At 73.6% G+C, this 24,514-nt stretch carries 21 protein-coding genes and 1 pseudogene; 20 read left to right on the top strand and 2 right to left on the bottom strand.

Annotated features, from left to right (window positions below; translation table 11 throughout):
• On the bottom strand, positions 1 to 442 hold a 442-nt coding region (locus tag ACJOT3_RS14220), incomplete at its 3' end, for a VOC family protein (RefSeq protein ID WP_406972802.1).
• A 181-nt stretch (positions 443 to 623) separates the two neighbouring features.
• On the opposite strand from ACJOT3_RS14220, the gene ACJOT3_RS14215 reads away from it, so the two are divergent.
• From ACJOT3_RS14215 to ACJOT3_RS14155, 13 genes are all read left to right on the top strand, one after another.
• Positions 624 to 1,163, top strand: a complete 540-nt coding sequence (locus ACJOT3_RS14215) for a CGNR zinc finger domain-containing protein (protein ID WP_406972800.1) — start codon at positions 624 to 626, stop codon at positions 1,161 to 1,163.
• Between the two features lie 594 nt (positions 1,164 to 1,757).
• On the top strand, positions 1,758 to 2,150 hold the full coding sequence (locus tag ACJOT3_RS14210; protein ID WP_406972798.1) for a VOC family protein: 393 nt from the start codon (positions 1,758 to 1,760) through the stop codon (positions 2,148 to 2,150).
• Between the two features lie 8 nt (positions 2,151 to 2,158).
• Entirely contained in the window at positions 2,159 to 2,542 is a 384-nt protein-coding gene (locus ACJOT3_RS14205) for a VOC family protein (protein WP_406972796.1), read from the top strand.
• A 1-nt stretch (position 2,543) separates the two neighbouring features.
• On the top strand, positions 2,544 to 3,515 hold the full coding sequence (locus ACJOT3_RS14200) for a sigma-70 family RNA polymerase sigma factor (RefSeq protein WP_406972794.1): 972 nt from the start codon (positions 2,544 to 2,546) through the stop codon (positions 3,513 to 3,515).
• Positions 3,516 to 3,691: 176 nt separating this feature from the next.
• On the top strand, positions 3,692 to 4,834 hold the full coding sequence (locus ACJOT3_RS14195; RefSeq protein ID WP_406972792.1) for a LacI family DNA-binding transcriptional regulator: 1,143 nt from the start codon (positions 3,692 to 3,694) through the stop codon (positions 4,832 to 4,834).
• Positions 4,831 to 5,796: a carbohydrate ABC transporter permease gene (locus ACJOT3_RS14190; protein WP_406972790.1), complete on the top strand. Its 966-nt coding sequence runs from the start codon at positions 4,831 to 4,833 to the stop codon at positions 5,794 to 5,796. The genes ACJOT3_RS14195 and ACJOT3_RS14190 overlap by 4 nt, the downstream gene beginning before the upstream one ends.
• A gap of 3 nt (positions 5,797 to 5,799) precedes the next feature.
• Entirely contained in the window at positions 5,800 to 6,627 is an 828-nt protein-coding gene (locus ACJOT3_RS14185; protein WP_406972788.1) for a carbohydrate ABC transporter permease, read from the top strand.
• Positions 6,628 to 6,692: 65 nt separating this feature from the next.
• Complete coding sequence (locus ACJOT3_RS14180) at positions 6,693 to 7,964, top strand: ABC transporter substrate-binding protein (protein WP_406972786.1); 1,272 nt, start codon at positions 6,693 to 6,695, stop codon at positions 7,962 to 7,964.
• A 48-nt stretch (positions 7,965 to 8,012) separates the two neighbouring features.
• Entirely contained in the window at positions 8,013 to 9,536 is a 1,524-nt protein-coding gene (locus ACJOT3_RS14175) for an ADP-ribosylglycohydrolase family protein (protein ID WP_406972784.1), read from the top strand.
• Positions 9,533 to 10,912, top strand: coding sequence for an ADP-ribosylglycohydrolase family protein (locus ACJOT3_RS14170; protein WP_406972782.1), 1,380 nt, complete (start codon positions 9,533 to 9,535; stop codon positions 10,910 to 10,912). Before ACJOT3_RS14175 ends, ACJOT3_RS14170 begins: the two co-directional genes overlap by 4 nt.
• A complete protein-coding gene (locus ACJOT3_RS14165) occupies positions 10,909 to 13,053 on the top strand; it encodes an SUMF1/EgtB/PvdO family nonheme iron enzyme (RefSeq protein ID WP_406972780.1) in 2,145 nt (714 codons plus the stop codon). The genes ACJOT3_RS14170 and ACJOT3_RS14165 overlap by 4 nt, the downstream gene beginning before the upstream one ends.
• A complete protein-coding gene (locus ACJOT3_RS14160) occupies positions 13,050 to 14,258 on the top strand; it encodes a CaiB/BaiF CoA transferase family protein (protein WP_406972778.1) in 1,209 nt (402 codons plus the stop codon). The genes ACJOT3_RS14165 and ACJOT3_RS14160 overlap by 4 nt, the downstream gene beginning before the upstream one ends.
• Positions 14,255 to 15,073, top strand: a complete 819-nt coding sequence (locus ACJOT3_RS14155; protein ID WP_406972776.1) for an HpcH/HpaI aldolase/citrate lyase family protein — start codon at positions 14,255 to 14,257, stop codon at positions 15,071 to 15,073. Before ACJOT3_RS14160 ends, ACJOT3_RS14155 begins: the two co-directional genes overlap by 4 nt.
• 362 nt (positions 15,074 to 15,435) lie before the next feature.
• Here the strand turns inward: ACJOT3_RS14155 and ACJOT3_RS14150 are convergent, their stop codons facing one another.
• Positions 15,436 to 15,741: a DUF6506 family protein gene (locus tag ACJOT3_RS14150; protein WP_406972774.1), complete on the bottom strand. Its 306-nt coding sequence runs from the start codon at positions 15,739 to 15,741 to the stop codon at positions 15,436 to 15,438.
• Between the two features lie 156 nt (positions 15,742 to 15,897).
• Here ACJOT3_RS14150 and ACJOT3_RS14145 point away from each other — a divergent pair, with 156 nt between their 5' ends.
• The 7 genes and pseudogenes from ACJOT3_RS14145 to cas7e form a co-directional block, all read left to right on the top strand.
• Positions 15,898 to 16,902: a cellulose binding domain-containing protein gene (locus ACJOT3_RS14145; RefSeq protein WP_406972772.1), complete on the top strand. Its 1,005-nt coding sequence runs from the start codon at positions 15,898 to 15,900 to the stop codon at positions 16,900 to 16,902.
• 42 nt (positions 16,903 to 16,944) lie between these two features.
• Entirely contained in the window at positions 16,945 to 17,766 is an 822-nt protein-coding gene (locus ACJOT3_RS14140; RefSeq protein WP_406972770.1) for an endo alpha-1,4 polygalactosaminidase, read from the top strand.
• Positions 17,767 to 18,217: 451 nt separating this feature from the next.
• Positions 18,218 to 18,433, top strand: a pseudogene (locus ACJOT3_RS14135) (HD domain-containing protein); the annotation flags it as partial.
• Between the two features lie 94 nt (positions 18,434 to 18,527).
• On the top strand, positions 18,528 to 21,086 hold the full coding sequence (gene cas3, locus ACJOT3_RS14130) for a CRISPR-associated helicase Cas3' (RefSeq protein WP_406972768.1): 2,559 nt from the start codon (positions 18,528 to 18,530) through the stop codon (positions 21,084 to 21,086).
• On the top strand, positions 21,076 to 22,806 hold the full coding sequence (gene casA, locus ACJOT3_RS14125) for a type I-E CRISPR-associated protein Cse1/CasA (protein WP_406972766.1): 1,731 nt from the start codon (positions 21,076 to 21,078) through the stop codon (positions 22,804 to 22,806). Before cas3 ends, casA begins: the two co-directional genes overlap by 11 nt.
• On the top strand, positions 22,803 to 23,453 hold the full coding sequence (casB, locus tag ACJOT3_RS14120) for a type I-E CRISPR-associated protein Cse2/CasB (RefSeq protein ID WP_406972764.1): 651 nt from the start codon (positions 22,803 to 22,805) through the stop codon (positions 23,451 to 23,453). The genes casA and casB overlap by 4 nt, the downstream gene beginning before the upstream one ends.
• 144 nt (positions 23,454 to 23,597) lie before the next feature.
• A partial coding sequence (gene cas7e / locus ACJOT3_RS14115; RefSeq protein WP_406972762.1) for a type I-E CRISPR-associated protein Cas7/Cse4/CasC occupies positions 23,598 to 24,514 on the top strand: 917 nt, incomplete at its 3' end.

The following is a 24,514-nucleotide window of genomic DNA, read 5'->3' as shown; positions in this document are numbered from 1 at the left end:
CGCAGGTGGGGGCGGCGCCGGCCGGGGCGGGGACGCCTTCGGCGCCGGTGGGGGCGTAGATCTCCAGGCGGATCCCGTCCGGGTCGTGGAAGAAGATCCCGCCCGAGGCCGCCCCCTCGCCGTGGGGGACCACGCCGTCGTAGGCGAACTCCACGGCCAGCTCCAGCAGCTCGCTCTCCGCGGCCCGGACCTGGTCGATGTCGTCCACCTGGAAGGACAGGTGGTGCAGGCCGGAGGCCCCCTTGTCGAAGGGCGCCCCCGCCTGCTGCCACAGGGTGACGAGCAGCTTCCCCTCGCGGCCCAGGAAGGCGAACTCGCGCCCCTCCTCCTTGCCCTCGGCCACGACCTCGAAGCCGAAGACCCGCACGTAGAAGTCACGGGAGCGGTCGAGGTCGGTGACGCTGAGGCCCACGTGGCCGGTGGTGAGGGCGGTCGGTGCCATGGCGGAACTCCCTTGGTTCAACGGATGTAACCAGCAAAAGTGACTTTAGAGGTTAGCCTGGGGAAGGCGCAACCCCTTAAAATCGTTTAGGTAGTTATCGCAGGTGGCTGGTAGCATCCCGCCACCGCTCGCGGCCCCCACCGCGAACGCCGTGCACGGAGGAAGAAGGAGGTGCGGACCGGTGACCGACCGACCGCTCCTGGGCGAACCGCTCGCCATGGACCTGCTCAACACCCGCTGGATCTCCGGCGGGGTCGCCCTCGACCTCTTCGACACCCCCGACGGCCTGGCCCGCTGGCTGGCCGACAACGCCCTCGCCGGGCGCTTCCCCCCCGACGCGGCCGCCCTGCCCCCGCTCCGGCACACCCGCGACGTCCTGGCCGCCCTGGTCGCCGAACCCGGCTCGCCGACCGCCGCCGCCGAGCTGAACGCGGTCCTCGCCCACGGCAGCGTTCACCGGACCCTGGGCGCCACGGGGCCGGCCACCGCCACCGTCGTCGACGACCCCGCCTGGGGTCCCGCCTGGGCCGCCGCCGCCGACTACCTGGACCTGCTCCGGGCCCCGGACCGCATCCGCCGCTGCGGCCACCCCGACTGCGTCCTGTACTTCTTCGACACGTCCAAGAACGGAACCCGCCGCTGGTGCTCGATGGCGGGCTGCGGCAACCGCGCCAAGGCCGCCCGCCACCAGGCCCGCGCCCGCGCCGACCGGCCCGCCTGACCCGCCGCCCGGTCCGCCCGGTCCGCCCGGCCCGCCTGACCCGCCGCCCGGTCCGCCCGGGCTGCCCGGCCTGCGGCCCGATCCGCCCGCCCCACCGCCCGATCCGCGCCCCGCCTGACCTGCCGTCCGACCCGCCCCGCCATCCGCACCGCCTGGCCCGCGGTCCGGCCCGTCGCCCGCCCCGCCGCACACTCCAGGGCCCGATCCGCCGTCCGGCCCGACCTGCCACCCGCCCCGCCGCCTTCGGCCCCGCCCCTGGCCGCCCGGGTCGGCCGCGCCACCGTGATCGGCGGCGGCATGTTCGTCACCGCGGCCGGGAGCACCCCGGCCCAGGCCGTCGACACCGCCCGCACCCTGCCCGACGGCCTGGCGGCGGCCCTGCCCTGCCCGCGAGGCGTTCACCGCCGGGCTCGACCTCGCCGGGGGCGTCGGCGCCGTCGCCATGGCCGTGTTCGGCGCGGCCGTCCCGGTCCTGCTGCGCGTCCCGGAAAAACCCGCCGCACCCGATGAGTCCGGGACCCCGGCCGGGTCGGTACGGGTGAACGACTGAGAACCCCGGCACTCCCGGGCCACCCGACGACTCATGGAGAGACCATGGCCAACCTCGACAGCATGCTGCTCGCCAGCACCGACCCCGACCGCCTGCACGACTGGTACGCCGCCGCCCTGGAGCCCCACTCCGACGACGACGTCGACTCCTACCGGGTGCTCCGGTTCGGCCACTTCCACCTGCTCATCGACCGCCGCGACGACGTCGGCCCCAAGGCCGCCGACGCCGCCCGCATGATCATCAACTTCGACGTGGACGACGCCCGCGCCGTCGCCGCGCGCATGGACGAGTTGGGCACCTCGTGGATCGCCCCGCTGGAGGACCGCGACGGCAGCCTGTTCGCCACCGCCGCCGACCCCGACGGCAACTACGTCCAGATCATCCAGCTCAGCGAGGCCGACCGCGCGGCCATGGCCGCGTCCGAGATCGACTCCTAGGAGGGGACATGTTCGACGGCAGCCGGGCCTTCGGGTCCTTCGCGGTGCCGGACACCGGCAAGGCGCGCGAGTTCTACGGGGACACCCTGGGACTGAACGTGCGACCGGTCCCGGGCATGGAGGAGGAGGGGCTGATCCGGATCGAGCTGGGCGGCGACCACGCGATCCTCGTCTACCCCAAGCCCGACCACGTGCCCGCCACCCACACCGTCCTCAACCTGGTCGTGGACGACATCGGGGCCGCGGTGGACGAGCTCGCCGCCCGCGGCGTGCGGACCCTGCGCTACGAGGGCTTCGACCAGGACGAGAGGGGGATCTCGCACGGCAGGCCGTCCGTCGCGTGGTTCACCGACCCCGCCGGCAACGTGGTTTCTGTCATACAGGAGGCGTAACGTGTCGGTCGTGGTGGAACAGACGACCGACCAGGACTTCGCCCGGCTCGCCGACCCCTACCGGCGCGAGCTGTACGCCCACTGCTACCGGATGCTCGGCTCGGTGCACGACGCCGAGGACCTGGTGCAGGAGACGTACCTGCGCGCCTGGAAGGCCTACGACGGGTTCGAGGGCCGGTCCAGTCTGCGCACCTGGCTGCACCGCATCGCCACCACGGCCTGCCTCACCGCGCTGGAGCGCCGACGGCGGCGGCCCCTGCCCACCGGGCTGGGCGGGCCCGCCGCCGACCCGTCGGCCGAGCTGGCCGACGGGCCCGAGGTGCCCTGGCTGGAGCCGGTGCCCGACTCCCTGGTCGGCGCCGACGACCCCGGCACCGTGGTCGCCGCCCGCACCGGGGTGCGCCTGGCCCTGGTGGCCGCGCTCCAGTACCTCCAGCCGCGCCAGCGCGCCGTGCTGATCCTGCGCGACGTGCTGCGGCTGTCCGCCGCCGAGGTCGCCGACATCCTGGAGACCTCCGTCCCGGCTGTCAACAGCCTGCTCCAGCGGGCCCGGGCGCAGCTGTCCCGCAACGCCCCGGTGGAGGAGGAGATCGTCGAACCGGCCGAGGCCAAGGCGATCCTGGCCCGCTACGTGGCGGCGTTCGAGACCTACGACGTCTCGGCCATCACGGCGGTGTTCACCGAGGACGCGGTGTTCGAGATGCCGCCGTTCCGCACCTGGGTCCAGGGGGCCGCGAACATCGCGCGGCTGATCTCCGTGCACTGCCCGGCCTCGGCCGCCGGCGACATGGTGCTGCTGCCGATCGAGGCCAACGGCCAGCACGGGTTCGGGCTGTACATGCGCGACGAGGAGGGCGTGCACCGGGCGTTCGGGATCAAGGTCCTGGACCTGTCGCCGCGGGGCGTGCGGCACACGGCGATGTTCTTCGACACCTCGCTGTTCCCGCGCTTCGGCCTGCCCGACCGGCTCTGACCTGCCGCTTTCCCCGCAGGCCGAGGCCCGGCGCCGCATCGCGCGCACATCCGACTTGACGTGGCGAACTCCGCGGATGTAATTTCCCGGAAACGTTTCCAATGTGGTCCGCGTCTCCTCTCGGCTCAGGCTGGAAACGTTTCCAATCCTCTCGGCGCATCGCGACTGGAGCTTCGATGACGTCTTCACGCGCCACCCTCATCCAGGTGGCGGAACGGGCGGGGGTCTCCCTGGCCTCCACCTCCCGGGCCCTGCACGGGAGCGGCGCCAGCGCGGCCATGGTCGAACGGGTGCGCGCGGCCGCCAAGGAGCTCGGCTACAGCCCGGACGCCATCGGGCGCTCGCTGCGCATGAAGAAGACCTTCCAGATCGCCTTCGCCGTCGCCGACATCGGCAACCCGGTCTACGTCGAGATGATGACCGCGATCCACGAGGTGCTGGAACCGCACGGGTACCGCGTCGTCGTCATGTCCACCGGCGGCACCACGGCGTCCACCACCGAGCTGGTCCGCAGCCTCAGCGGCGGGTTCGTCGACGGGATGATCCTCGTCCCGCTGCGCACCGACGACCGGCTCATCGACACCCTCCAGCAGCGCGACGTGCCCGTGGTCGTCGTCGGCCGCCCGCTCGGCGACCACGGCATCGACTCGGTGTCCACCGACTCCGCCGCCGGTATCGGCCAGGCGGTCCTGCACCTGCGGGAGATCGGCCGCCGCCGCGTCGGCTTCCTCAACGGCCCCCTGGACACCACCCCCGGCGAGGCCCGCCAGCGCGGCTTCGACGCGGTCACCGCCGACGACGGCGCCCCGGGCCCCGTCGAGGTGGCCGACGACTTCACCGTCGCCGCGGGCGTGGTCGCCGCCCGGCGCCTGCTGGACCGCGCCGCCGCGGACGGGGAGCCCCTGGACGCGGTGGTCGCCGCCAACGACCTGCTGGCGATCGCCGCCATCCGCGCCGCCCGGGAGCGGGGCCTGTCGGTCCCGGAGGACCTGGCGGTGACCGGCATGGACGACACGGAGTTCGGCCGGGTCTTCCAGCCGACCCTGACCAGCGTCTCCCTCGGGTCGGCCGAACGCGGCCGCTCCGCCGCCCGGATCATGCTCGACCTGGCCGAGGGCCGCGAGGAGGGCACCCGGCAGGTCCAGGTGGGGCCCCGGCTCATCGTCCGCGAGTCGACCTCCGCCGTCGACGCCGGGCCCGCCGACGCGGCGTCCGCTCCCTCCGAGCCTGCCGCCGCGGTGCCCGTTCCCGCTGAGCCCGCCGCCGTCGAGCCCGCCGACACGGCACCCGCCGACCCGGCGACCGGGGACGCGTCGTGAGCGCCCCCGCACCCACCGCCCCCCGCCCGGCTGGTCGCCCCACTGGCCGCCGCCCGGCTCCCCGCCCCGGCGGCATGGCCCGCGCCCGCCGCCGCGAGGCGGCCGCCCTGGTCATGCCCTCCCTGCTGCCGATCCTCGTGCTCAGCGTCGCCCCGCTGATCATCGGCGTCGGCCTGGCCTTCACCGACGCCCGCCTGGTGCGCAGCCCCGACTACGAACCGGTCGGCTTCGACAACTTCGTGCGCCTGGTGGACAACGGCTTCTTCTGGGAGTCGTTCCGCATCGGCATGGTGTGGGCCGTCTCGGTCACCCTGCTCCAGCTCGCCGCCGGGATGGGCCTGGCCCTGCTGCTCAACTCCGGGCTGCGGCTCCAGGGGCTCACCCGGGTCCTGGCGCTCATCCCCTGGGCGATGCCGCCGGTGGTCGTCGCGATCATGTGGCGGATGATCTACTCGCCCAACGCCGGCCCCCTCAACGCGGCCCTGGGCGCGGCCGGGCTGCCCGACGACGTCAACTGGCTGGCCGACTTCTCCACCGCCCTGCCCGCCGTCATCGTCGTCGGCGTCTGGGTGGGCATGCCGCAGACCACCGTCACCCTGCTCGCCGGGCTCCAGCAGATCCCCGGCGAGCTGTACGAGGCCGCCGCCATGGACGGCGCCGGCCCCTGGCGCCGGTTCACCGGGGTGACCCTGCCGAGCCTGCGCCCCATCGTCGCCTCCATCACCTCCCTGAACTTCATCTGGAACTTCAACTCGTTCTCGCTGGTGTACGTGCTCACCGAGGGCGGGCCCGGCGGCCGCACCATGCTGCCGATGCTGTTCACGTACCTGGAGGCGTTCAAGAACCGCAACATCGGCTACGCCGCGGCCATGGGCGTGGTGCTCGTCGTCGTGGTGGTCCTGCTGCTGGCCCTCTACCTGTGGTCGCAGTTCCGCGACGACCGCGAAGGCAAGGTGGGCTGACCCGTGCGCACCCTCGTCCGCCCCGCCCAGTACCTCGCCCTGGCCGGATACATCCTCTTCCTCGGCTTCCCGCTGCTGTGGCTGATCTCGGCGTCGTTCAAGTCCTCCGCCGAGCTCAACTCGCTCACCGTGTCCCTGCTGCCCACCGAGTGGCGCTGGGACAACTACGCCCGGGCCCTGGCCCGCCAGGGGCTGGTGCGCTCGGCGGGCAACAGCCTGCTCGTCGCCCTGGCCTCCACCGGCCTGGTCATCCTCATCGCCCTGCCCGCGTCCTACGTCCTGGCCCGGCTCAAGGGCGCGGTCCGGGCGGCCGGGGTCGGCTGGATCCTGGTCAGCCAGGTGTTCCCGGTCATCCTCATCATCCTGCCGCTGTTCCTGATCCTGCGGACGATGGGCCTCACCGACAGCCTGGTCGGCCTGATCCTGGTCCACACCACCTACACACTGCCGTTCGCGCTGTGGATGCTCCAGGGGTACGTGTCCGCGATCCCCGTCGACCTGGAGGAGGCGGGCTCCGTGGACGGGGCCGGACGCCTGGACGTCCTGCGCCTGGTCGTCCTGCCCCTGCTGGTCCCGGGGGTGGCCGCCACCGCCATGTTCGCGTTCGTGTCCTCCTGGAACGAGTTCTTCTTCGCCCTCGTGCTGCTCCAGTCGCCGGAGAACTACACCCTGCCCATCACGCTCAAGATGTTCATCGGCGGCGAGGGCAAGGTGGCGCTGGGGCCGCTGGCCGCGGGATCGGTGCTGGCCGCCGTCCCGAGCATCGTCTTCTTCTCCCTCATGCAGAGAAAACTCACCGGTGGGCTGATGGCCGGCGCGGTCAAGGGCTGACCCCGCGCGCCGACCCCGCGTCACCCGCACCGGCGACCTGCCCACCCCGATGAAAGGAACCCCCCATGAACACCCGAGCCGCGTCCATCGCCGCCGTCCCGGCCGCGATGCTGCTCCTCACCGCCTGCGGGGGAGGGGACGGGGGTGACGGCGGGCCGGTGACGCTCCAGTTCCAGTCGCTCTCCGACCAGCCCGCCGCCATCGAGGCCACCGAGAACATCGTCCAGGCCTGGAACGAGGCCCACCCCGACATCCAGGTCGAGATCGTGCCCGCCGGCTGGGACGGGATCTACGACAAGCTCATCACCCAGTTCAACGGCGGCGCCGCGCCCGACATCATCCACTACGAGGCCGCCGGGATCGTTCCCTTCGCGGTGGACGGCTACCTCGCCGACCTGTCGGACCACATGTCCGACGCCACCCGCCTGGACATCCCCACCGGGGTCCTGGACTCGGTGACGGTGGACGGGCACGTCGTCGCCTACCCCACCGAGATGCAGTCCTACGTGGTCTTCGCCAACCGCGGCATCCTGGAGGACGCCGGGGTGGAGGTCCCCGACGAGGAGACCATGACCTGGGACCAGCTGCGCGAGATCGCCCGCGAGACCACCGACGGGGACACCTACGGCCTGGGCTGGGGGCTGGCCAGCCCCACCGCCGTGTTCATGTCCATGTCCCCCTCGTTCGGCGGCGTGTTCTTCGACGGCACCGGCGCCGACGCCGGACTGGTGCTGGAGGACGGCGAGATGGCCCTGCCCGAACTGGTCGGGGCCATGGCCCACGAGGACGGGACCATGCTCCCGGTCGGCCTCACCCAGTCCGGTTCGGAGGTGCTCGCCTCCTTCTACGCCGGCGACGTCGCCATGACGGTCCAGGGCTCGTTCCAGGCGACCAACATCGCCGCCGACGCCCCCGACGACCTCGACTGGGTGGTGCTGCCCCCGCTGGAGGGCCCCGCCGGCCCCTGGCAGTCGGCCAACCCGCAGACGCTGTCGGTGAACATCGACTCCGAGCACATCGAGGAGTCCGCGGAGTTCCTGGAGTTCTTCACCTCCACCGAGAACCTCGCGGTGCTGAACGAGGCCGACTCCCTCATCCCCGCCACCATGTCCGCGCGCGAGGCGATGGGCACCTCCCTGGCCGACGAACCCGGCTGGGAGCAGATCCTGGCCTCGGCCGAGTACCTGGAGTCCTCGCCGTTCCTGTTCGTCGACTCCTACGCGCAGTGGAAGGACACCGTGGCCACTCCCGCCTACCAGCGCTTCCTGGCCCAGGAGACGGACGCCGACGAGCTGCGCGCCGAGCTCGACGCCGGATGGCAGGAGATCACCGGATAACGGCACGCGGGACACAGAGTCGAGACCTGAGAACGAAGGGTGGGAGCCGTGGACCGGCTACAGGACCGAGCGGTGGCCGTGATCACCGGCGCCGCGGTGGGCGACGCCCTGGGCGGCGCCACCGAGGGGTGGACCCCCGAGCAGATCGAGGAGCGCCACGGCGGCCGGGTCACCGGCATCGTCGGCCCCTGGTACCCGAACTGGCGCGACGCCCGCCCGATCGCGCCGTACCACAAGGGTGACGGGCACATCACCGACGACACCCTGATGACCCGGGCGCTCGTGGAGGTCTACGCGGCGCGGCGCACGCACCTGGACGCGTACGCGATGGCCGAGGACCTCGTCCCGCTGATGATCGGGGAACCCCGCTGGATCCCCGAGCTGGAGTCGACGGCGCTGCTGCTCCAGCGGGTGTTCCTGGCCGAGAAGTGGATCGTGGCGCGGCTGCACTACGGGCACGTCGACCCCCGCGAGGCGGGGGTCGGCAACGTGGTCAACTGCGGCGCGGCCATGTACATGCCCCCGGTGGGGCTGGCCAACGCCGGTGACCCGCACGGCGCCTACGCCGAGGCGATCGACCTCACCGGCGCCCACCAGTCCAGCTACGGGCGGGAGGCGGCCGGGGTGTTCGCGGCCATGGTCGCCGCCGCCGTCGCCCCCGGGGCGACCCCGGACGACGTGGTCGCCGCCGCGCTGGAGGTCGCCCACGACGGGACCCGGGCCGCCCTGGAGGCCGTGGTCGGGGCCCTGGACGGGTGGGCGGGTCCGCCCGCCGACGACGAAGGCGAACGGGAGCTGGCCCGGCGGGTGCGCGCCGCCGTCGAGCCGTTCGACTCGGTGGGGCCGGAGTACCGCCGGATGTCCATGGACGCCCGCCGGCCCTCCCGCACCAAGGCGATCGAGGAGCTCCCCGCCGCCCTGGGCCTGCTGCTCGGGCACGGGGGCGACTACCGCGGCGCCGTCCTCGCCGCGGTCAACTACGGCCGGGACGCCGACTCGATCGCCGTCATGGCCGGTGCGGTCTGCGCGGGGCTGGGCGGGTCCGCCGCCGTCCCCGCGGAGTGGGTCGACGCGGTCGAGGCGGCCAGCCGCATGGACCTGCGTGCGACCGGCCGCCTCATGGCCGACGCCGCCGCCGACATCCTGCGCGCCGACCGCGAACGCGCCCTGGCCCGCCTGCGCGGCCTGGACACCCTGGTCGGCGGTTCCGCCGGACCGGCCGCGGCGGCGGGGGCCGCCACGGCCGATGTGACCGGTGGGCCTGCTGAGGACAGAGGGGCTGCCAGGGCCGTTGCGTCCAGCAATGCCCTTGGTGGCAGCGGGTCTGTCCCGGCCACCGGGGACGGTGCGACAGCCGGGGCCGACAGGGCCACCGGGGCCGTCGCGACCGGCGATGCCATCGGTGGCAGCGGGTCTGCTAGGGCTGTCGGGGACGGTGCGGTGGCCGGGGCCGACGGGGCTGCTGGGGTCAACGGGGGTGATGTGGCGACCGGAGCCGATGCGTCCGGCGAGCCCGCCGACAGCGGTGGGTCCGGCAGGACTACCGGGGCTGACGGGGGCGGTGCGGCATGAGGCTCACCTGGGCGCAGCCCGAGGACCTGCTGGCGCATGAGCTGGTGCAGTCGGCGGCCGAGGGGCGCGACACCGCGGCGATCCGGGACCGCTGGGTCGCGGCGGGCGGCGACCCCGTCCCCGTGGTCAGCGGGGCCGCGCCGACCCCGGCGCCCGCCCCGCTGCGGTCCCTGGCCCGCGCCCTGCTCGACGAACTCGACGCCCTGCCGGCCCCCGCCGCCGACCACGAGCCCGCGGAGTGGGCGGCGATCGAGGCGCTGCTGCCCCCGGCCGCGGCCCTCCCGGCACCCGGCGCCGACCTCGCCGGGCGGGTGCGCGGGGCCTGGACCGGGCGTGCCGCGGGCTGCCTGCTGGGCAAACCCGTGGAGAAGATCCCCCGCGAGGGCATCGAGGAGATCCTGCGCGCCACCGGCCGCTGGCCCCTGGACCGCTGGTTCACCGCCGTCGGCCTGCCCGCCGACGTGGCCGCCCGCTGGCCCTGGAACCGGCGCAGCGCGGGCACGTCGCTGGAGGAGAACATCGACGGGATGCCCGAGGACGACGACCTCAACCACCCCATGCTCGCTCTGGAACTCCTGGAGCGGCACGGCCCCGGGTTCACCACCGACGACGTCGCCGCGCTCTGGCTCGACCTCATGCCCGCGGGCCGGGTGTTCACGGCCGAGCGGGCCGCCTACCGCAACATCCTCGACGCCCGCCCCGTCCCCGAGACCGCCACGCACCACAACCCCTTCCGCGAGTGGATCGGCGCCCTCATCCGCACCGACCTGTACGGCTGGACGCACCCCGGCGAGGTGCGCACGGCCGCCCGCCTGGCCTGGACCGACGCCCGGCTGAGCCACACCCGCAACGGCGTGTACGGGGCGATGTGGGCGGCGGCGCTGGGCGCGGCGGCCACGGTGGCGGGTTCGGTGGAGGAGGTCCTGGACGCGGCGGACACCGTCCTGCCGCCGCGCAGCCGGATCGCCGACGCGGTGCGCCTGGGCCGGGAGGCGGCGGGCGGGGGCGACGTTCGCTCGGGCCTGGACCGGCTGCACGCCGCCTACGGTGACCTGCACTGGGTCCACGTGCTCAACAACGCCGCCGTCATCGCCTACGCCCTGGCCCGCGGCGGCGGGGAGTTCGGCCCGAGCGTGTCGATCGCCGTCACCGCCGGCTGGGACACCGACTCCGCCGCAGCCACGGTCGGCGGTGTGGTCGGCGCCCTGGCGGGGGCCGACGGCATCGGCGAGCGGTGGACCCGGCCGCTGGACGGGCGCATCGCCACCTCGCTGCCCGGCGGGGAACGGCGCATCGACGACCTGGCCGAGCGCACCACGGCCCTGGCCGCGGCGGCGTCCGCGCCGGGTCCGACGACCGACACGAGGACCCCATGACCTACACGTTCGACCCGCTCGTCCCGCGCCCGATCGACCGCCCCACCGAGGTGCCGCTGGAGCTCACCCCCGAGCGGCCGGCCGCGCTGGACGACGCCAAGATCTTCGCCGCCCCCGAACGGGCCGCCGACCGCCCCGCCTGGCGCGCCCGCCTGCACGCCTGGCGCGAGGACGCCCGCGCCCGCCACCGCTACGACGGTTCGGCCTACGAGCGCCCGGAGGCGGCGTGGGCGGCCCGCTGCCACACTGTGGCGCAGGTGTGGCTGTGGGACGAGCTGCTGTACTCGTTCGAGGAGGACCGGTTCACCCCGGACCGGTTCCTGGCCGACGCGCGCGAGCGGTTCGGCGGGCTGGACGCCGTCGTCCTGTGGCACGCCTACCCGGTGATCGGCCTGGACGACCGCAACCAGTGGGACCACTACCGGCAGGTGCCCGGACTGCGGGACCTGGTGGACGCCCTGCACGCCGCCGGGGTGCGGGTGTTCGTCGACTACAACCCCTGGGACACGGGCACCCGCCGCGGGGCGGACGACGCCACCGAGCTCGCCGCGCTGGTGGCCGACCTGGACGCCGACGGCGTCTTCCTGGACACGCTCAAGAAGGCCGAACCCGAGCTGGTGGAGCGGCTGGAGGCCGCCCGCCCCGGGGTGGTCCTGGAGGGCGAGTCCAAGCTCGCGGTGGAGCGGATCGAGGACCATTCCGCGTCCTGGGCGCAGTTCTTCGCGGACTCGCCGGTGCCCGGGGTACTGCGGGCGCACTGGTACGAGCGCCGCCACATGCAGCACCACGTGCGCCGCTGGCACCGCGACCACACCGAGGAGCTGCGGTCGGCCTGGCTCAACGGGGTCGGCGTCATGGTGTGGGAGGTGGTCTTCGGGGTGTGGGTCGGCTGGTCCCCGCGCGACGCGGCGACGGTCGCCCGCATGACCGCCGTCCAGCGCGCCGCCGGGGACCTGCTGCTGGAGGGGGAGTGGACCCCGCTGGCGGAACTGGACCCCGCGGCCGAGGCGGCGGGGGTGCACGCCTCGCGCTGGGAGCGGGACGGGCTCACCCTGTGGACCCTGGCCAACCGCTCCGACCGCGACCACGAGGGGGCGGTGCTGGCGGAGGCGCCGGAGGGCGGGGTGCTGTTCGACCTCACCGGCGGCGGGCGGGCGGCGGCCGACGGGAGCGCCGCCGTTCCGGCCCGGGGGATCGCGGCCCTGCTGCACGTGGCGGAGGGGACCGCCGCCCCCGAGTGGCTGCCCGACCTGCTGGCGGAACTGGCCCGGCGGCCGCACGACCCCGACGCGCGCTTCCGGCACCGCCTCGCCCGGCGGCTGACCCCGGCGGTGCCCGGGCCCTCGGCGGGCGGGCCCGGCCTGGAAGCCGATGCCGTCGTCTCCCCGGAGGGGGCGTCCGATGCGGCCGTGCGTTCCGGGCACTCTCACGCTCGGCCGTCGGCCCCGGTGGCGCCCGGGATCCCGGCGGGCGGGCCCGGCCTGGAAGCCGACGCCGTCGTCGTCCCGGCCGGACCGTACGTGCTGACCGTGCGGTACCGGGCCCGCGAGACCGGCATGTACCAGGGCGCGCCCTACGTCGACGAGTGGAAGCCGCTGCCCCCGCGCCTGCACGACGCCCGCGTCCTCCAGCGGGACGGGGAGCTCCAACACCCCGTCGCGGTCGCCGCCACCGAGGTGACCGAGGCCGAGTTCGCCGCCTTCCTGGCCGCCACCGGGTACGGCCCGGCACAGCCGCACCGCTTCCTCGCGCACTGGGCGGACGGGCGGCCCGCCCCCGGCACACAGGACCGGCCGGTGACCTTCGTCGACCTCGACGACGCCCGGGCCTACTGCGCCTGGCGGGGCGGCCGCCTGCCCACCGAGGACGAGTGGCAGCTGGCGGGGGAGACCGGCGGACTGCTGCGTGGGGAGCCCGCCGTGTGGAACTGGACCGAGAGCGAGCACAGCGACGGGCGCACCCGGTTCGTGATGCTCAAGGGCGGCAGCGACCACACCGCCGAGGGATCGGAGTGGTACGTGGAGGGCGGACGCCGCGGACCGGAGTACAGCCTCAAGCTGCTGCTGCCGGGGCTGGGGCAGGCGCGCTCGGCCACCGTCGGGTTCCGCTGCGCCTGGGACCTCGCGGGAGGTGCGCGGTGACCGTCGCACGGGACCCGGCGCGCGGGGCCCTGGCGGGGCTGCGCGTCGTCGACGCCGCCACCCTGTTCGCGGGGCCGATGGCTGCCATGCACCTGGGGGACATGGGAGCGGAGGTGGTCAAACTTGAACACCCGACCCGGCCCGACCCGGCGCGCACCCACGGAGCCTCCGAGAACGGGGTCAACCTGTGGTGGAAGACCCTGGGGCGCAACAAGCGGACCGCCACCGCCGACCTGTCCACCGACGGCGGCCGGGAGGTGCTGCTGGCCCTCGCCGAACGCGCCGACGTCATCATCGAGAACTTCCGGCCGGGCACCCTCGAACGCTGGGGGCTCGGCTACGAGGAGCTCTCGGCCCGCAACCCGGGGCTGGTGCTCGCCCGGGTCAGCGGGTTCGGGCAGGTCGGGCCCTACCGCACCCGGCCGGGCTTCGGCACCCTCGCCGAGGCCATGAGCGGGTTCGCGGCGATGACCGGCGAACCTGACGGGCCGCCCACCCTGCCGCCCTTCGGGCTGGCCGACGGCATCGCCTCCCTGGCCACGGCGTTCGCCGTCATGGTGGCGCTGTCCGCCCGCGCGGGAACCGGGCGCGGCCAGGTCGTCGACACCGCCATCATCGAACCGATCCTCGCCATGCTGGGGCCGCAGATCACCCGCTGGGACCGGCTCGGCACCGTGCAGCCGCGCACCGGCAACCGGTCGGTCAACAACGCGCCCCGCAACACCTACCGCACCCGCGACGGCAAGTGGGTGGCCGTGTCCACCTCCGCACAGTCCATCGCCGAACGCGTGGTGCGGCTGGTGGGGCGGGCCGACCTGGCCGCCGAGCCCTGGTTCGGCAGCGGCGCCGAGCGGGCCCGGCACGCCGACCTGCTCGACGAGGCGGTGGGCGGATGGATCGCCGCACGCACCCGGGACGAGGTCGTCGCGGCCTTCGAGGAGGCGCAGGCGGCGGTCGCCCCGGTGTACGACGCGGCCGACATCGTGGCCGACCCCCAGTTCCGGGAGCTGGGGACGATCCACCGGATCGAGGACCCGGACCTGGGGCCGATGCTCATGCAGGGGCCGCTGTTCCGGCTGTCGGACAACGACGGCGTCATCCGGTTCACCGGGCGGGCGCACGGGGCCGACACCGACGAGGTCCTGGCCGAACTCGGCTTCCCGCCGGAGCGGATCGCCGAACTACGGGAGAAGGGACAGGTATGAGACCGCCGCTGACCTGGCTCTACGCACCCGCCGACCGGCCGGACCGGGTGGCCAAGGCGCTGGCCTCGGACGCGGACGTGGTCATCGTCGACCTGGAGGACGCCGTCGCCCCGGACCGCAAAAACGCGGCACGGGAGAACGCGGTCCGCCTGCTCCGGGGGCGGGACCGACCGGCACAACTGCGCGTCAACCACCCCGACACCCCCTGGCACGCCGACGACCTCGCCGCGCTCGCCGACCTGCCCGCCGCCGTCGGCGTCCGCCTGCCCAAGGTGGAGTCCCCCGACCAGGTGCGCGCCCTGAGCGCCCGCCTGCCGGGCCGCCCGCTGCACCCGCTGCTGGAGTCGGCGCTGGGCGTGGAACGGGCCTTCGAGATCGCCGCGGCCGCCCCGGCCGTGGCCTCCCTCGGCTTGGGCGAGGCCGACCTGTCCTCGGACCTGCGGGCCGACGGCGACGCGGCACTGGCCTGGGCCCGCGGGCGCACGGTGGTCGCCGCCCGCGCCGCGGGGCTGCCGCCGCCGGCCATGTCGGTCTACCCGCACGTCAACGACCCGGAGGGACTGGCGGCGTCCTGCGCGGCGGGGCGCGCCCTGGGCTTCTGCGGCCGGACGGCGATCCACCCGGCGCAGCTGCCGGTCATCCGCGCCGCGTTCCTGCCCACCCCGGACGAGGTCGCCCGGGCCCGCACCGTGCTCGCCCGGGTGGCCGAGGCCGCCGACGCGGGCGTGGGCGCGATCGCCCTCCCGGACGGCACCTTCCTGGACCGCGCGATGCTCGCCCGCGCCCACGCCACCCTCGCCCTCGCCGACCGGTAGCCCCTCCCGCCATCCGGCGCACGGCCGCCGGGCCGCCCTCCACCGGGCACAAGCGCCCGACCGGCCGAAAGCACTCGGCGACCGCTTCCCGCACCCGGCGAACACATCACTAGTCAAATTTGACTATGTGTCCTGCGGTAGACCACGGGCAGGTGTCCTCGTCGCTCGTGCCGCCTCCCGCACCTGGTGGGCGCGCCGCTGGTCAAATTTGACGACGTGCTCCGTGGTGGACCACCGGCCGCCGCCCACTTCCCACGCCCGGTGCACACCCCACCGGTCAAACCCGGCCGCGTACTCCGCGGCGGGCCGGCGACGCCCGCCCACCACTCGGCGGCCGCTTCTCGTGCCCGGCGGACGCGCCGCTAATCGAACTTGGCGGCGTACTCCGCGGCGGGGCGGACCGAGTCCACGGCGAAGGTGACGTGCCCGACGGGGACCCGGCCGCCCACGGCCCGGGCGACCGCGGCGGCGGCCTCCAGGGAGAAGCCGCCGCACAGCTCGATGAGTTCGACGCCCTCCTCGATCAGCTCCAGCGCGACCCGGGGCGCGTCGGAGCTGCGGGGGACGGGGACCAGGTAGGTGGTCTGCCCGGCGCGTTCGAGGACCGTGCGGTCGGCCTCGGGGTCGGTTCCGGCGTGGTCGTAGATGTAGGCCCAAGCGGTGCTCATGGAAAGGCTCCCGTCTCTCCCGGGGGTGTCTCTCCTGGGGACGCTAGGCCCTCAACCGCGGTCGAGGTCAAGGAAAGGGGGTTCCCGGGTGGGCGGCGGCGGGATAGCGTGCCGACGTCTGGGAGCGCTCCCAGTCTCCGATGGAAGGAGCAGTACGTGTTACGCACCCTCTGGCGCACCGCCCTCGCGGCCGTGCTCGCCCTGGCCGCCCTCGCCCCGGTTCCGGCGGCGGCCACCGAAGCCTGCACGGCCGAGGCCGCCGTGACCTCCTCGTGGGGGAGCGGCTTCACCGCACTGGTCACCGTGACCAACACCGGGAACACCCCGGTGTCTGGGTGGTCCGCCACCTGGACGCACCCGGCGGGACAGGCCGCCACCGCCGGGTGGAACGCCGTGTTCGAGCACGACGGGCCCGCGGTCACCGCCCGCGGCGTCACCTGGAACGCCGACCTCGCCCCGGGCGCCTCCGTCGGGTTCGGGGTCCAGGGGACCACCACCGGCGGCGAGGTCGAGTTCACCGGACTGACCTGCGGTTTCGACACGAACGGAAATGAGGACGCGGTGCGGATCATGCCGCTGGGGGACTCCATCACGGGCTCGCCGGGATGCTGGCGGGCGCTGCTGTGGCGGGACCTCGTGGACGCCGGCCACGCGGTCGACTTCGTCGGCACCCTGCCGGGGGACGGCTGCGGGTTCGCCTACGACGGCGACCACGAGGGGCACGGGGGCTACCTGGTCACCACCGTGGCCGCGCAGGGGCTGCTCACCGGCTGGCTGGAACGGAGCGACCCGGACACGGTGCTCATGCACTTCGGCACCAACGACGTGTGGAGCGGTGTCCCCACGGCGGACATCCTGAACGCCTACGACACGCTGCTGGCCCAGATGCGGGCGCACGACCCCGGCATCCGCCTGCTGGTCGCGCAGATCATCCCGATGGATCCCGAGCGCAGCTGCGCGACCTGCGGGCAGGGGGTCCGGGACCTCAACGCGGCCCTCCCGGCCTGGGCCGCGGCCAACGGCACCGCGGAGTCGCCGGTCACCGTCGTCGACCAGTGGACGGGATTCGACACCGACACGGACACCTACGACGGGGTGCACCCGTCGGCGAGCGGCGACCGCAGGATCGCCGACCGCTGGTTCGCGGCCCTGGCCCCGTGAGCCCCGCGGCGGGCCGCCCGGCCCGCCGCTAGGCTGCCGCCCATGACCACCCTCCTGCGCTCCGCCGCCGTCGCGGCGGCCCTCCTCGCGACGGCGTGCGCGCCGTCGGCGGACCTGTCCGCCCACGCCGAACCGGACGGGCCGCCGCCGGGCGGGTTCGACTACCAGCTCGGCGGGGGGTACCCGCCGCCCGACGGCGTGGAGATCGTCGTGCGCGACTCCACCGACGCACCCGAACCGGACCGGTACTCCGTCTGCTACGTCAACGGGTTCCAGACCCAGCCCGGCGAATCCGACCGGTGGCTCGACGAAGGACTCGTGCTCCTCGACGACGGGGGAGAGCCGGTCGCGGACCCGGGCTGGCCGGACGAGTACCTGCTGGACACCGCCGACCCGGCCAAACGCGCGCGGATCACCGAACTGCTCACCGAGACCATCGAGGGCTGCGCCGCCACGGGCTTCGCCGCCGTGGAGTTCGACAACCTGGACTCCTTCACGCGCTCGAACGGCAGGCTCACCGCCGACGACAACTTCGCCCTCGCCGAGGCGCTCGTCACGGTCGTCCACGACCACACCATGCTCGCCGCCCAGAAGAACACCGCGGAGGAGACCGAACGCGGCCTCGCCGCGGGGTTCGACTTCGCCATCACCGAGTCCTGCGGCGCCTGGAACGAATGCGACGTCTACACCGCCGCCTACGGCGCCGAGAACGTGCTCGACATCGAGTACCCGGACACCCTCCACGAGCGCGGCCTGACCTTCGCCGACGTGTGCGCCGACCCGGACACCCCGCCCCGCACCATCCTGCGCGACCTCGACCTGGTCCCGCCCACCGCCGAGGGGCACCTCTACGAGTCCTGCTGATCACGGGTTGTAGGCGGGGCCTATGGTCACGTTTTTATTGCCGATCCCGCCGAAAAACCCGGTCCCAAGTGCGGACATTCCGCTCACCCCCGGCCGTACCACCGCCCTCGGGCCGACCGGAATCCCCAACGAGCGCTACCGACCGTGTACGCAGAGTCCCCGAGTAGTGCACAATAAATCTTGTCGGTGTTCCCTTCCTGGAACTTTCACGCACCGACAGGCCCCGGGGGTGTTCACACCCCCGGGGTTTTTGCTTTCCACCCGGATCCACCTCTTCCCTTCGGTGATTGTCGGCGTTCCCGGCCATTGAAAGCGAGGTGGATTTCTGCCCTTAGCACGACATGGTGCCTTTGCGCAGAGAAACCGATGGGTAGTGACTGGCCGGGCTCGGACAGCACAAAGATTCGAAATCGCCTGCGGTGGCAGCGCCCGAGGGTCTATCAATGTGCCCATGACGACTGATGGGCACCCCGAGCCCTGGGTGGCCTCCCTCTCCTGCGCCGCGCGTGCCGTGTGGGCCAAGCACGACCACGACACCAATGACTGGCTCCCGCTGTACCGCCACATGGCCGACAGCGCCGCCGTCGGCGGTCTCCTCTGGGACGAGTGGCTGCCCCCGCAGGTCCGCCGCCTGATCGCGGCCGCCCTGCCCGGCGGAGAGAGCGACGCTCGCCGCCTCGTCACCTGGCTCTGCTGCGTCCACGACATCGGCAAGGCCACCCCCCGCCTTCGCCAGCCAGGTCGACAGCCTTGCCGACGACATGCGCAGGGAAGGCCTGGAGATCCCTTCCCGCAAGCAGCTCCCCGACCACTCCTACGCCCCCCACGGCCTGGCCGGGCAGCTCATCCTCCGCGACTGGCTCACCACCCACCACGGCTGGTCGAAGCGCGCCACTCACCAGCTCACCGTCGTCGTCGGCGGCCACCACGGCGTCCAGCCCACCAACCCCGGCATCCTCGCCGCCGACAAGCGCCCCGACCTCCTGCGCACCCCCGGCAACGAGCAGGCCTGGCTCGACGTCCAGCACGAACTCCTCGACACCGCCGCCACCCGCACCGGCGTCGCCCCCCGCCTCGCCGCCTGGCGCGAGGTCGAGCTCCCCCAACCGGTCCAGGTCCTGCTCTCCTCCCTGGTCATCACCGCCGACTGGATCGCCAGCAACCCCGACCTGTTCCCCCTCCACCCCAACGCCGGGACCCGCGCCCACGACCCCGTCCGCACCCGCGAGGCCTGGCGCCTCCTCGGCCTCCCCGCTCAGTGGCGCCCCCAGGAGCCCCAGGGCACCTCCGCCGAACTCTTCGCCGCCCGCTTCGACCTCCCGACCGGCGCCACCCCCCGCCCCGTCCAGGAGCAGGCCGTCGAAGCCGCCCGGGCCATGCCCGCCCCCGGCCTGATGATCATCGAGGCCCCCATGGGCGAGGGCAAGACCGAGGCCGCCCTGGCCGTAGCCGAGGTGTTCGCCGCCCGCTCCGGCGCCGGCGGCTGCTTCGTCGCCCTCCCCACCATGGCCACGAGCAACGCCATGTTCGACCGCTTCCTCACCTGGCTCGCCCGCGTCCCCGGGATGCCGACCGAAGCCGCCTCCGTCTTCCTCGCCCACTCCAAGGCCCACCTCAACGAGGACTACCTCGCCCTCATGGGCGGCGGCGTCACCCTGGACCTCGACCGGGACGGCGCAGACGGCCACGGCGCGACCGCCCTCATCGCCCACCGCTGGCTGCGCGGCCGCAAGAAGGGCATGCTCGCCTCCTTCGCCGTCGGCACCATCGACCAGCTCCTCTTCCTCGGCCTCAAGAGCCGCCACCTGGCCCTGCGCCACCTCGCCCTGTCCGGAAAGGTCGTGGTCGTCGACGAGGCCCACGCCTACGACACCCACATGAACACCTACCTCGACCGAGCCCTGAGCTGGCTCGGCGAGTACGGCGTCCCCGTCGTCATCCTCAGCGCCACCCTCCCCGCCCGCCGCCGACGCGAACTCGTCGCCGCCTACACCGGCGACCGACACGGCCACGACCACGTCGAACAGGCCCGCGCCTACCCCCTCATCACCACCGCGGCCCCCGGCACTCCCGCGGCCGTCCTCACCCCTCCCGCCTCCGGCCGCGGCACCGACGTCCTCCTCGAACCCCTCGACGACGACCTCGCGACCCTGACCTCCCGCCTCGGAACCGACCTCGCCGACGGCGGCTGCGCCCTGGTCATCCGCAACACCGTCGCCCGCGTCCACGAGGCCGCCGCCCACCTGCGGGACGCCTTCGGCGAGGACACGGTCACCGTCGCCCACTCCCGCTTCCTCGACCTGGACCGCGCCGCCAACGACGCCGCCCTCGTCGCCGCCTACGGTCCACCCGATCGCGGCCACGACCGCCCCGCCCGGCACATCGTGGTCGCCACCCAGGTCGTCGAGCAGTCCCTGGACGTCGACTTCGACCTCCTCGTCACCGACCTGGCCCCCATCGACCTCGTCCTCCAGCGCATGGGCCGTCTGCACCGCCACCCCCGCGGCGAGGACCAGGCCGACCGCCCCGCACCCCTGCGCCGCGCCCGCTGCCTCATCACCGGCGTCGACCGGACCGCCACACCCCCCGAACCCGTCCGGGGCTCGCGCACCGTCTACGGCGAACACGTCCTGCTGCGCTCCCTCGCGGTCCTGCGCTCCCGTCTGGAAGCCCGCACCGACGCGGAACGCACCGTTCACCTGCCCGCCGACATCAGCCCCCTGGTCCAGGACGCCTACGCCGACGACGACGCGCTCATCCCGCCCGCCTGGAAGGACAGGGCCGAGCAGGCCCGCACCGCCCACGACGTCGCGCGGGTGACCCAGGAGGAGAAAGCCGACGTCTTCCTGCTCGACGCGCCCAAGCGCCCCGGCCGTGCGCTCATCGGCTGGGTGGACGCCGGTGTCGGCGACGCCGACGACTCCCACAAGGGCCGCGCCCAGGTCCGCGACACCGCCGAGAGCCTGGAGGTCCTGGTCGCCCGCCGGTCCGCCGACGGCACCGTCACCACCGTCCCCTGGCTCCCCGACGACCGCGGCGGCGTGGAACTGCCGACCCACACCGCCCCACCCGCCGACGCGGCCCGCACCCTGCTCGCCTCCGCGCTGCGCCTGCCCTACCAGTTCACCTTCGGCGCGATCATCGACCGGGCCATCGACGAACTGGAAGCCGACATGGTCCCCGCCTGGCAGACCAAGGACGCCCACTGGATCGCCGGGGAACTCGTCCTGTTCCTCGACGAGAACGACCGGGCCGACCTGGCCGGATACCACCTGCACTACACCCGGACCGACGGATTGAAGGCCACCCGTGCCGAATGACGCCACCCCCGCACCCGCCGCCTTCGACCTCACCGCCCGGCCCTGGGTCCCGGTCCTGCGCACCGACGGAACCGAGGCCGAACTCTCCCTCACCGAGGTGTTCGCCCAGGCCGCCGACCTGCGCCGCCTGGTCGGTGACGTGCCCACCCAGGAGTTCGCGCTGCTGCGCCTGCTGCTCGCGGTACTGCACGACGCGGTCGACGGCCCCGCGGACCTCGACGACTGGGAGGAACTCTGGGAAGGGGGCATTCCGGCCGACACGGTCGCGGACTACCTGCACAAGCACCGCGAACGCTTCGACCTGCTGCACCCCCTCACTCCTTTCCTCCAGGTCGCCGACCTGCGCACCGGCAGGGACGAGTACTCCTCCCCGGACCCGATCGTCGCCGACGTCCCCAACAACGCCCGGTTCTTCACCATGCGCGCCCTCGGGACCGAGAGTCTGACCTTCGCCGAGGCCGCACGCTGGCTGGTGCACGCCCACCCCTACGACACCTCCGGCATCAAGTCCGGTGCCGTCGGCGATCCCCGGCTCAAGGGCGGCAAGGTCTACCCGCAGGGCGTGGGCTGGGCCGGGAACCTCGGCGGTGTGTACATCGAAGGCGACACCCTCCAGGAGACCCTGCTGTTCAACCTGGTCTCCTTCGACACCGGCAAGCTGCACCGCAGGCCCCACCTGGACCGACCTGCCTGGCGTCTGGCCCCCGACACCGCGGAACCCCTCACGGGGGCCGAGGCGGTCGCCCGCCCGCACGGTCTGCGAGACCTGTACACCTGGCAGGCCCGCCGCCTGCGCCTGCACCACGACGGCACCTCCGTGAACGGGGTCCTGCTCGCCTACGGGAACCCGCTCACCCCGCGCAACCTCCACCAGCGCGAGCCCATGACGGCCTGGCGGCGCAGCCCCGCCCAGGAGAAGAAGCTCAAGGAGGCCACCGTCTACCTGCCCCGCGACCACGACCCCTCCCGCGCCGCCTGGCGCGGACTGGGTGCGCTGGTCACCGGGGAGACCCGGGGGCGGGAACAGCGCAACGAGGCCGCGAAGGACGTGGTCCCCCGCATCATCGACTGGTTCGCCCGCCTGACCGTGGAGGGTCCGCTGGATGATGGGAACTCCCTGGTCAGGGTCCGTCTCGTCGGTGCCGCCTACGGCACCCAGCAGTCCGTCATCGACGAGATCGTGGACGACGCCGTCGCGATCCCCGTGGTGCTCCTCCACAAACGGGACGGCCTCCTCGGACGGACCGCCGTGGCCGCAGTCGAGGACGCCGAGAACGCCGTCACCGTCCTGGGCGACCTGGCCACCGACCTCGCCCGTGCCGCGGGCCGCAGCGGAGACCTCTCGCGGAGTACCGCCAGGGATCGGGGGTTCGCCGCACTCGACGGCCCCTTCCGTACCTGGCTCCGCGGGCTGGAACCGTCGGATGACCCTGATTATCCGACCGAGCAGCGCCGCCGCTGGCAGCTCCAGGTCCGCGGGATCGTCTCCGAGATCGGTGATGACCTGGTCCGGGCAACGGGAGATGCCGCCTGGCAGGGCAGGGTCGTCCACACCTCCAAGGGCGACCTGTGGCTCAACACCGCACGGGCCGACCTGCTCTTCCGGGTCGGCTTGCGCAAGGCCCTGACCATGACCCTCCCAGAGGACGCCGTGGCCCCAGAGCCCCCGAGCGGCACCGGCGACGACGCCCCGAACCGGACAACGGAGACACAACGGTGACCACCACGACCAGCACCGAGTACGCTGAGCCCCTCCACGACCTCGGAACCTTCGTCGACGAGCGTATCCGCCCCATCCAGGGCGGCTACATGAAGGACCGCCCCGAGGCGGTGGCGATCCTCGCCAAGCTGCGCCGGGGCGCCGGCAAACCCCTGGAGGCCGTGCCCGAACTGCTCGGGCTCACCCTCGACCACGACTTCTACGAGAGGTTCCCGACCGGTCACCGGCACATCGAGGACGCCGAGGCGGCCGCCCACGAGGCCCTCACCCTGTACGCCCTGCACCAGCAGTCCAAACGGGACCAGGGCATGCACCGGCGGGGCCGCGACCTGGGCGGCGCGGTACGGCGCCTCATGCCGGGCGGCACCATCGACGAACCCCTGCGCAGGCGCTTCGTGCAGGCGGGCAGCGCGGTGGACCAGGGTGTCCGCCTGGACCGCCTGCGGGGCATCGTCAAGCTCCTGCGCGCCGCCGACGTCCCCCTGGACTACGCGCTGCTCGCAGACCAGCTCTACGCGATCCGCGCCTTCAAGGACGGCCCCGCGCGGGTCCGCGCGGCCTGGGGGCGCGGATTCCAGTCCTACCGCCCCGCGGCCACCGAGGGCGAGGGCGAATCCGGACCGGCGGGGTCCCCGGCGGGAGCCTGAGGAACCGGTTCGCTTCCACGTTCCTTCCGCCCGCCCTGGAACCTCTTCCGTTTCATTGCACACGCATCCCCCTGATTCCGCCCCCGCTGCAACAGTGCGGAACACACGGCACCACACCGACGAGATCCCGAGGAACCGACGACCATGAGCCGCACCATTCTCGACGTGCACGTGTTGCAGACCGTGCCGCCCAGCAACCTCAACCGCGACGACACCGGCACCCCCAAGACCGCCGTCTACGGCGGCGTCCGCCGGGCCCGGGTCTCCAGCCAGGCCTGGAAACGCGCCACCCGCCAGGCCTTCGGGGCCCTCCTCGACCCCCAGGACCTGGGCACCCGCACCAAGCGCGTCGCCGAGCTGGTCGCCGCCCGCATCGTCGAACTCGCTCCGGACCTCTCCAAGGACGAGGCCGTCGCCCTCGCCGCCGAGACCGTGCAGGTCGCCACCGGCTCCAAGATCGAGGTGCCCAAGCGCAAGGCCGACGCCGCCAAGAAGAAGGGCGAGAAGGAGCCCGCCCCCGAGTCCGCCTACCTCATGTTCCTCAGCGCCCGCCAGCGCGACGGCCTGGCCGCCCTCGCCCTCGAAGGCCGCGAGAACATCAAGGATTTCCTCAAGGACAAGGACGCCAAGGCGCGGGCCAAGGCCGTCGCCGACACCCACCACTCCGTCGACATCGCCCTGTTCGGCCGCATGGTCGCCGACGGCGCCGACATCAACGTGGACGCCGCCGCCCAGGTCGCCCACGCCATCAGCGTGCACGCCGTCGAGAACGAATCCGACTACTACACCGCCGTCGACGACCGGAACGAGGACTCCGAACCCGGCGCGGGCATGATCGGCACCGTCGAGTTCAACTCCGCCACCCTCTACCGCTACGCGGCCGTCGACGTCGACCGGCTGCGCAAGAACCTGGGGGAGGGGCTGCGCGAGGACGAACCCGCCACCGAGCCGCTGCGCCGCGCGGTGCAGGCGTTCGTGCGCGGGTTCGTGGAGTCGCTGCCCACCGGCAAGATCAACACCTTCGGCAACCACACCCTCCCGGACGTGGTGATCGTCAAACT

The sequence above is a fragment of the Nocardiopsis protaetiae genome (genome assembly GCF_045446735.1).
GTDB lineage: Bacteria > Actinomycetota > Actinomycetes > Streptosporangiales > Streptosporangiaceae > Nocardiopsis > Nocardiopsis protaetiae.
This window is presented reverse-complemented; position numbering and strand designations above follow the sequence as displayed.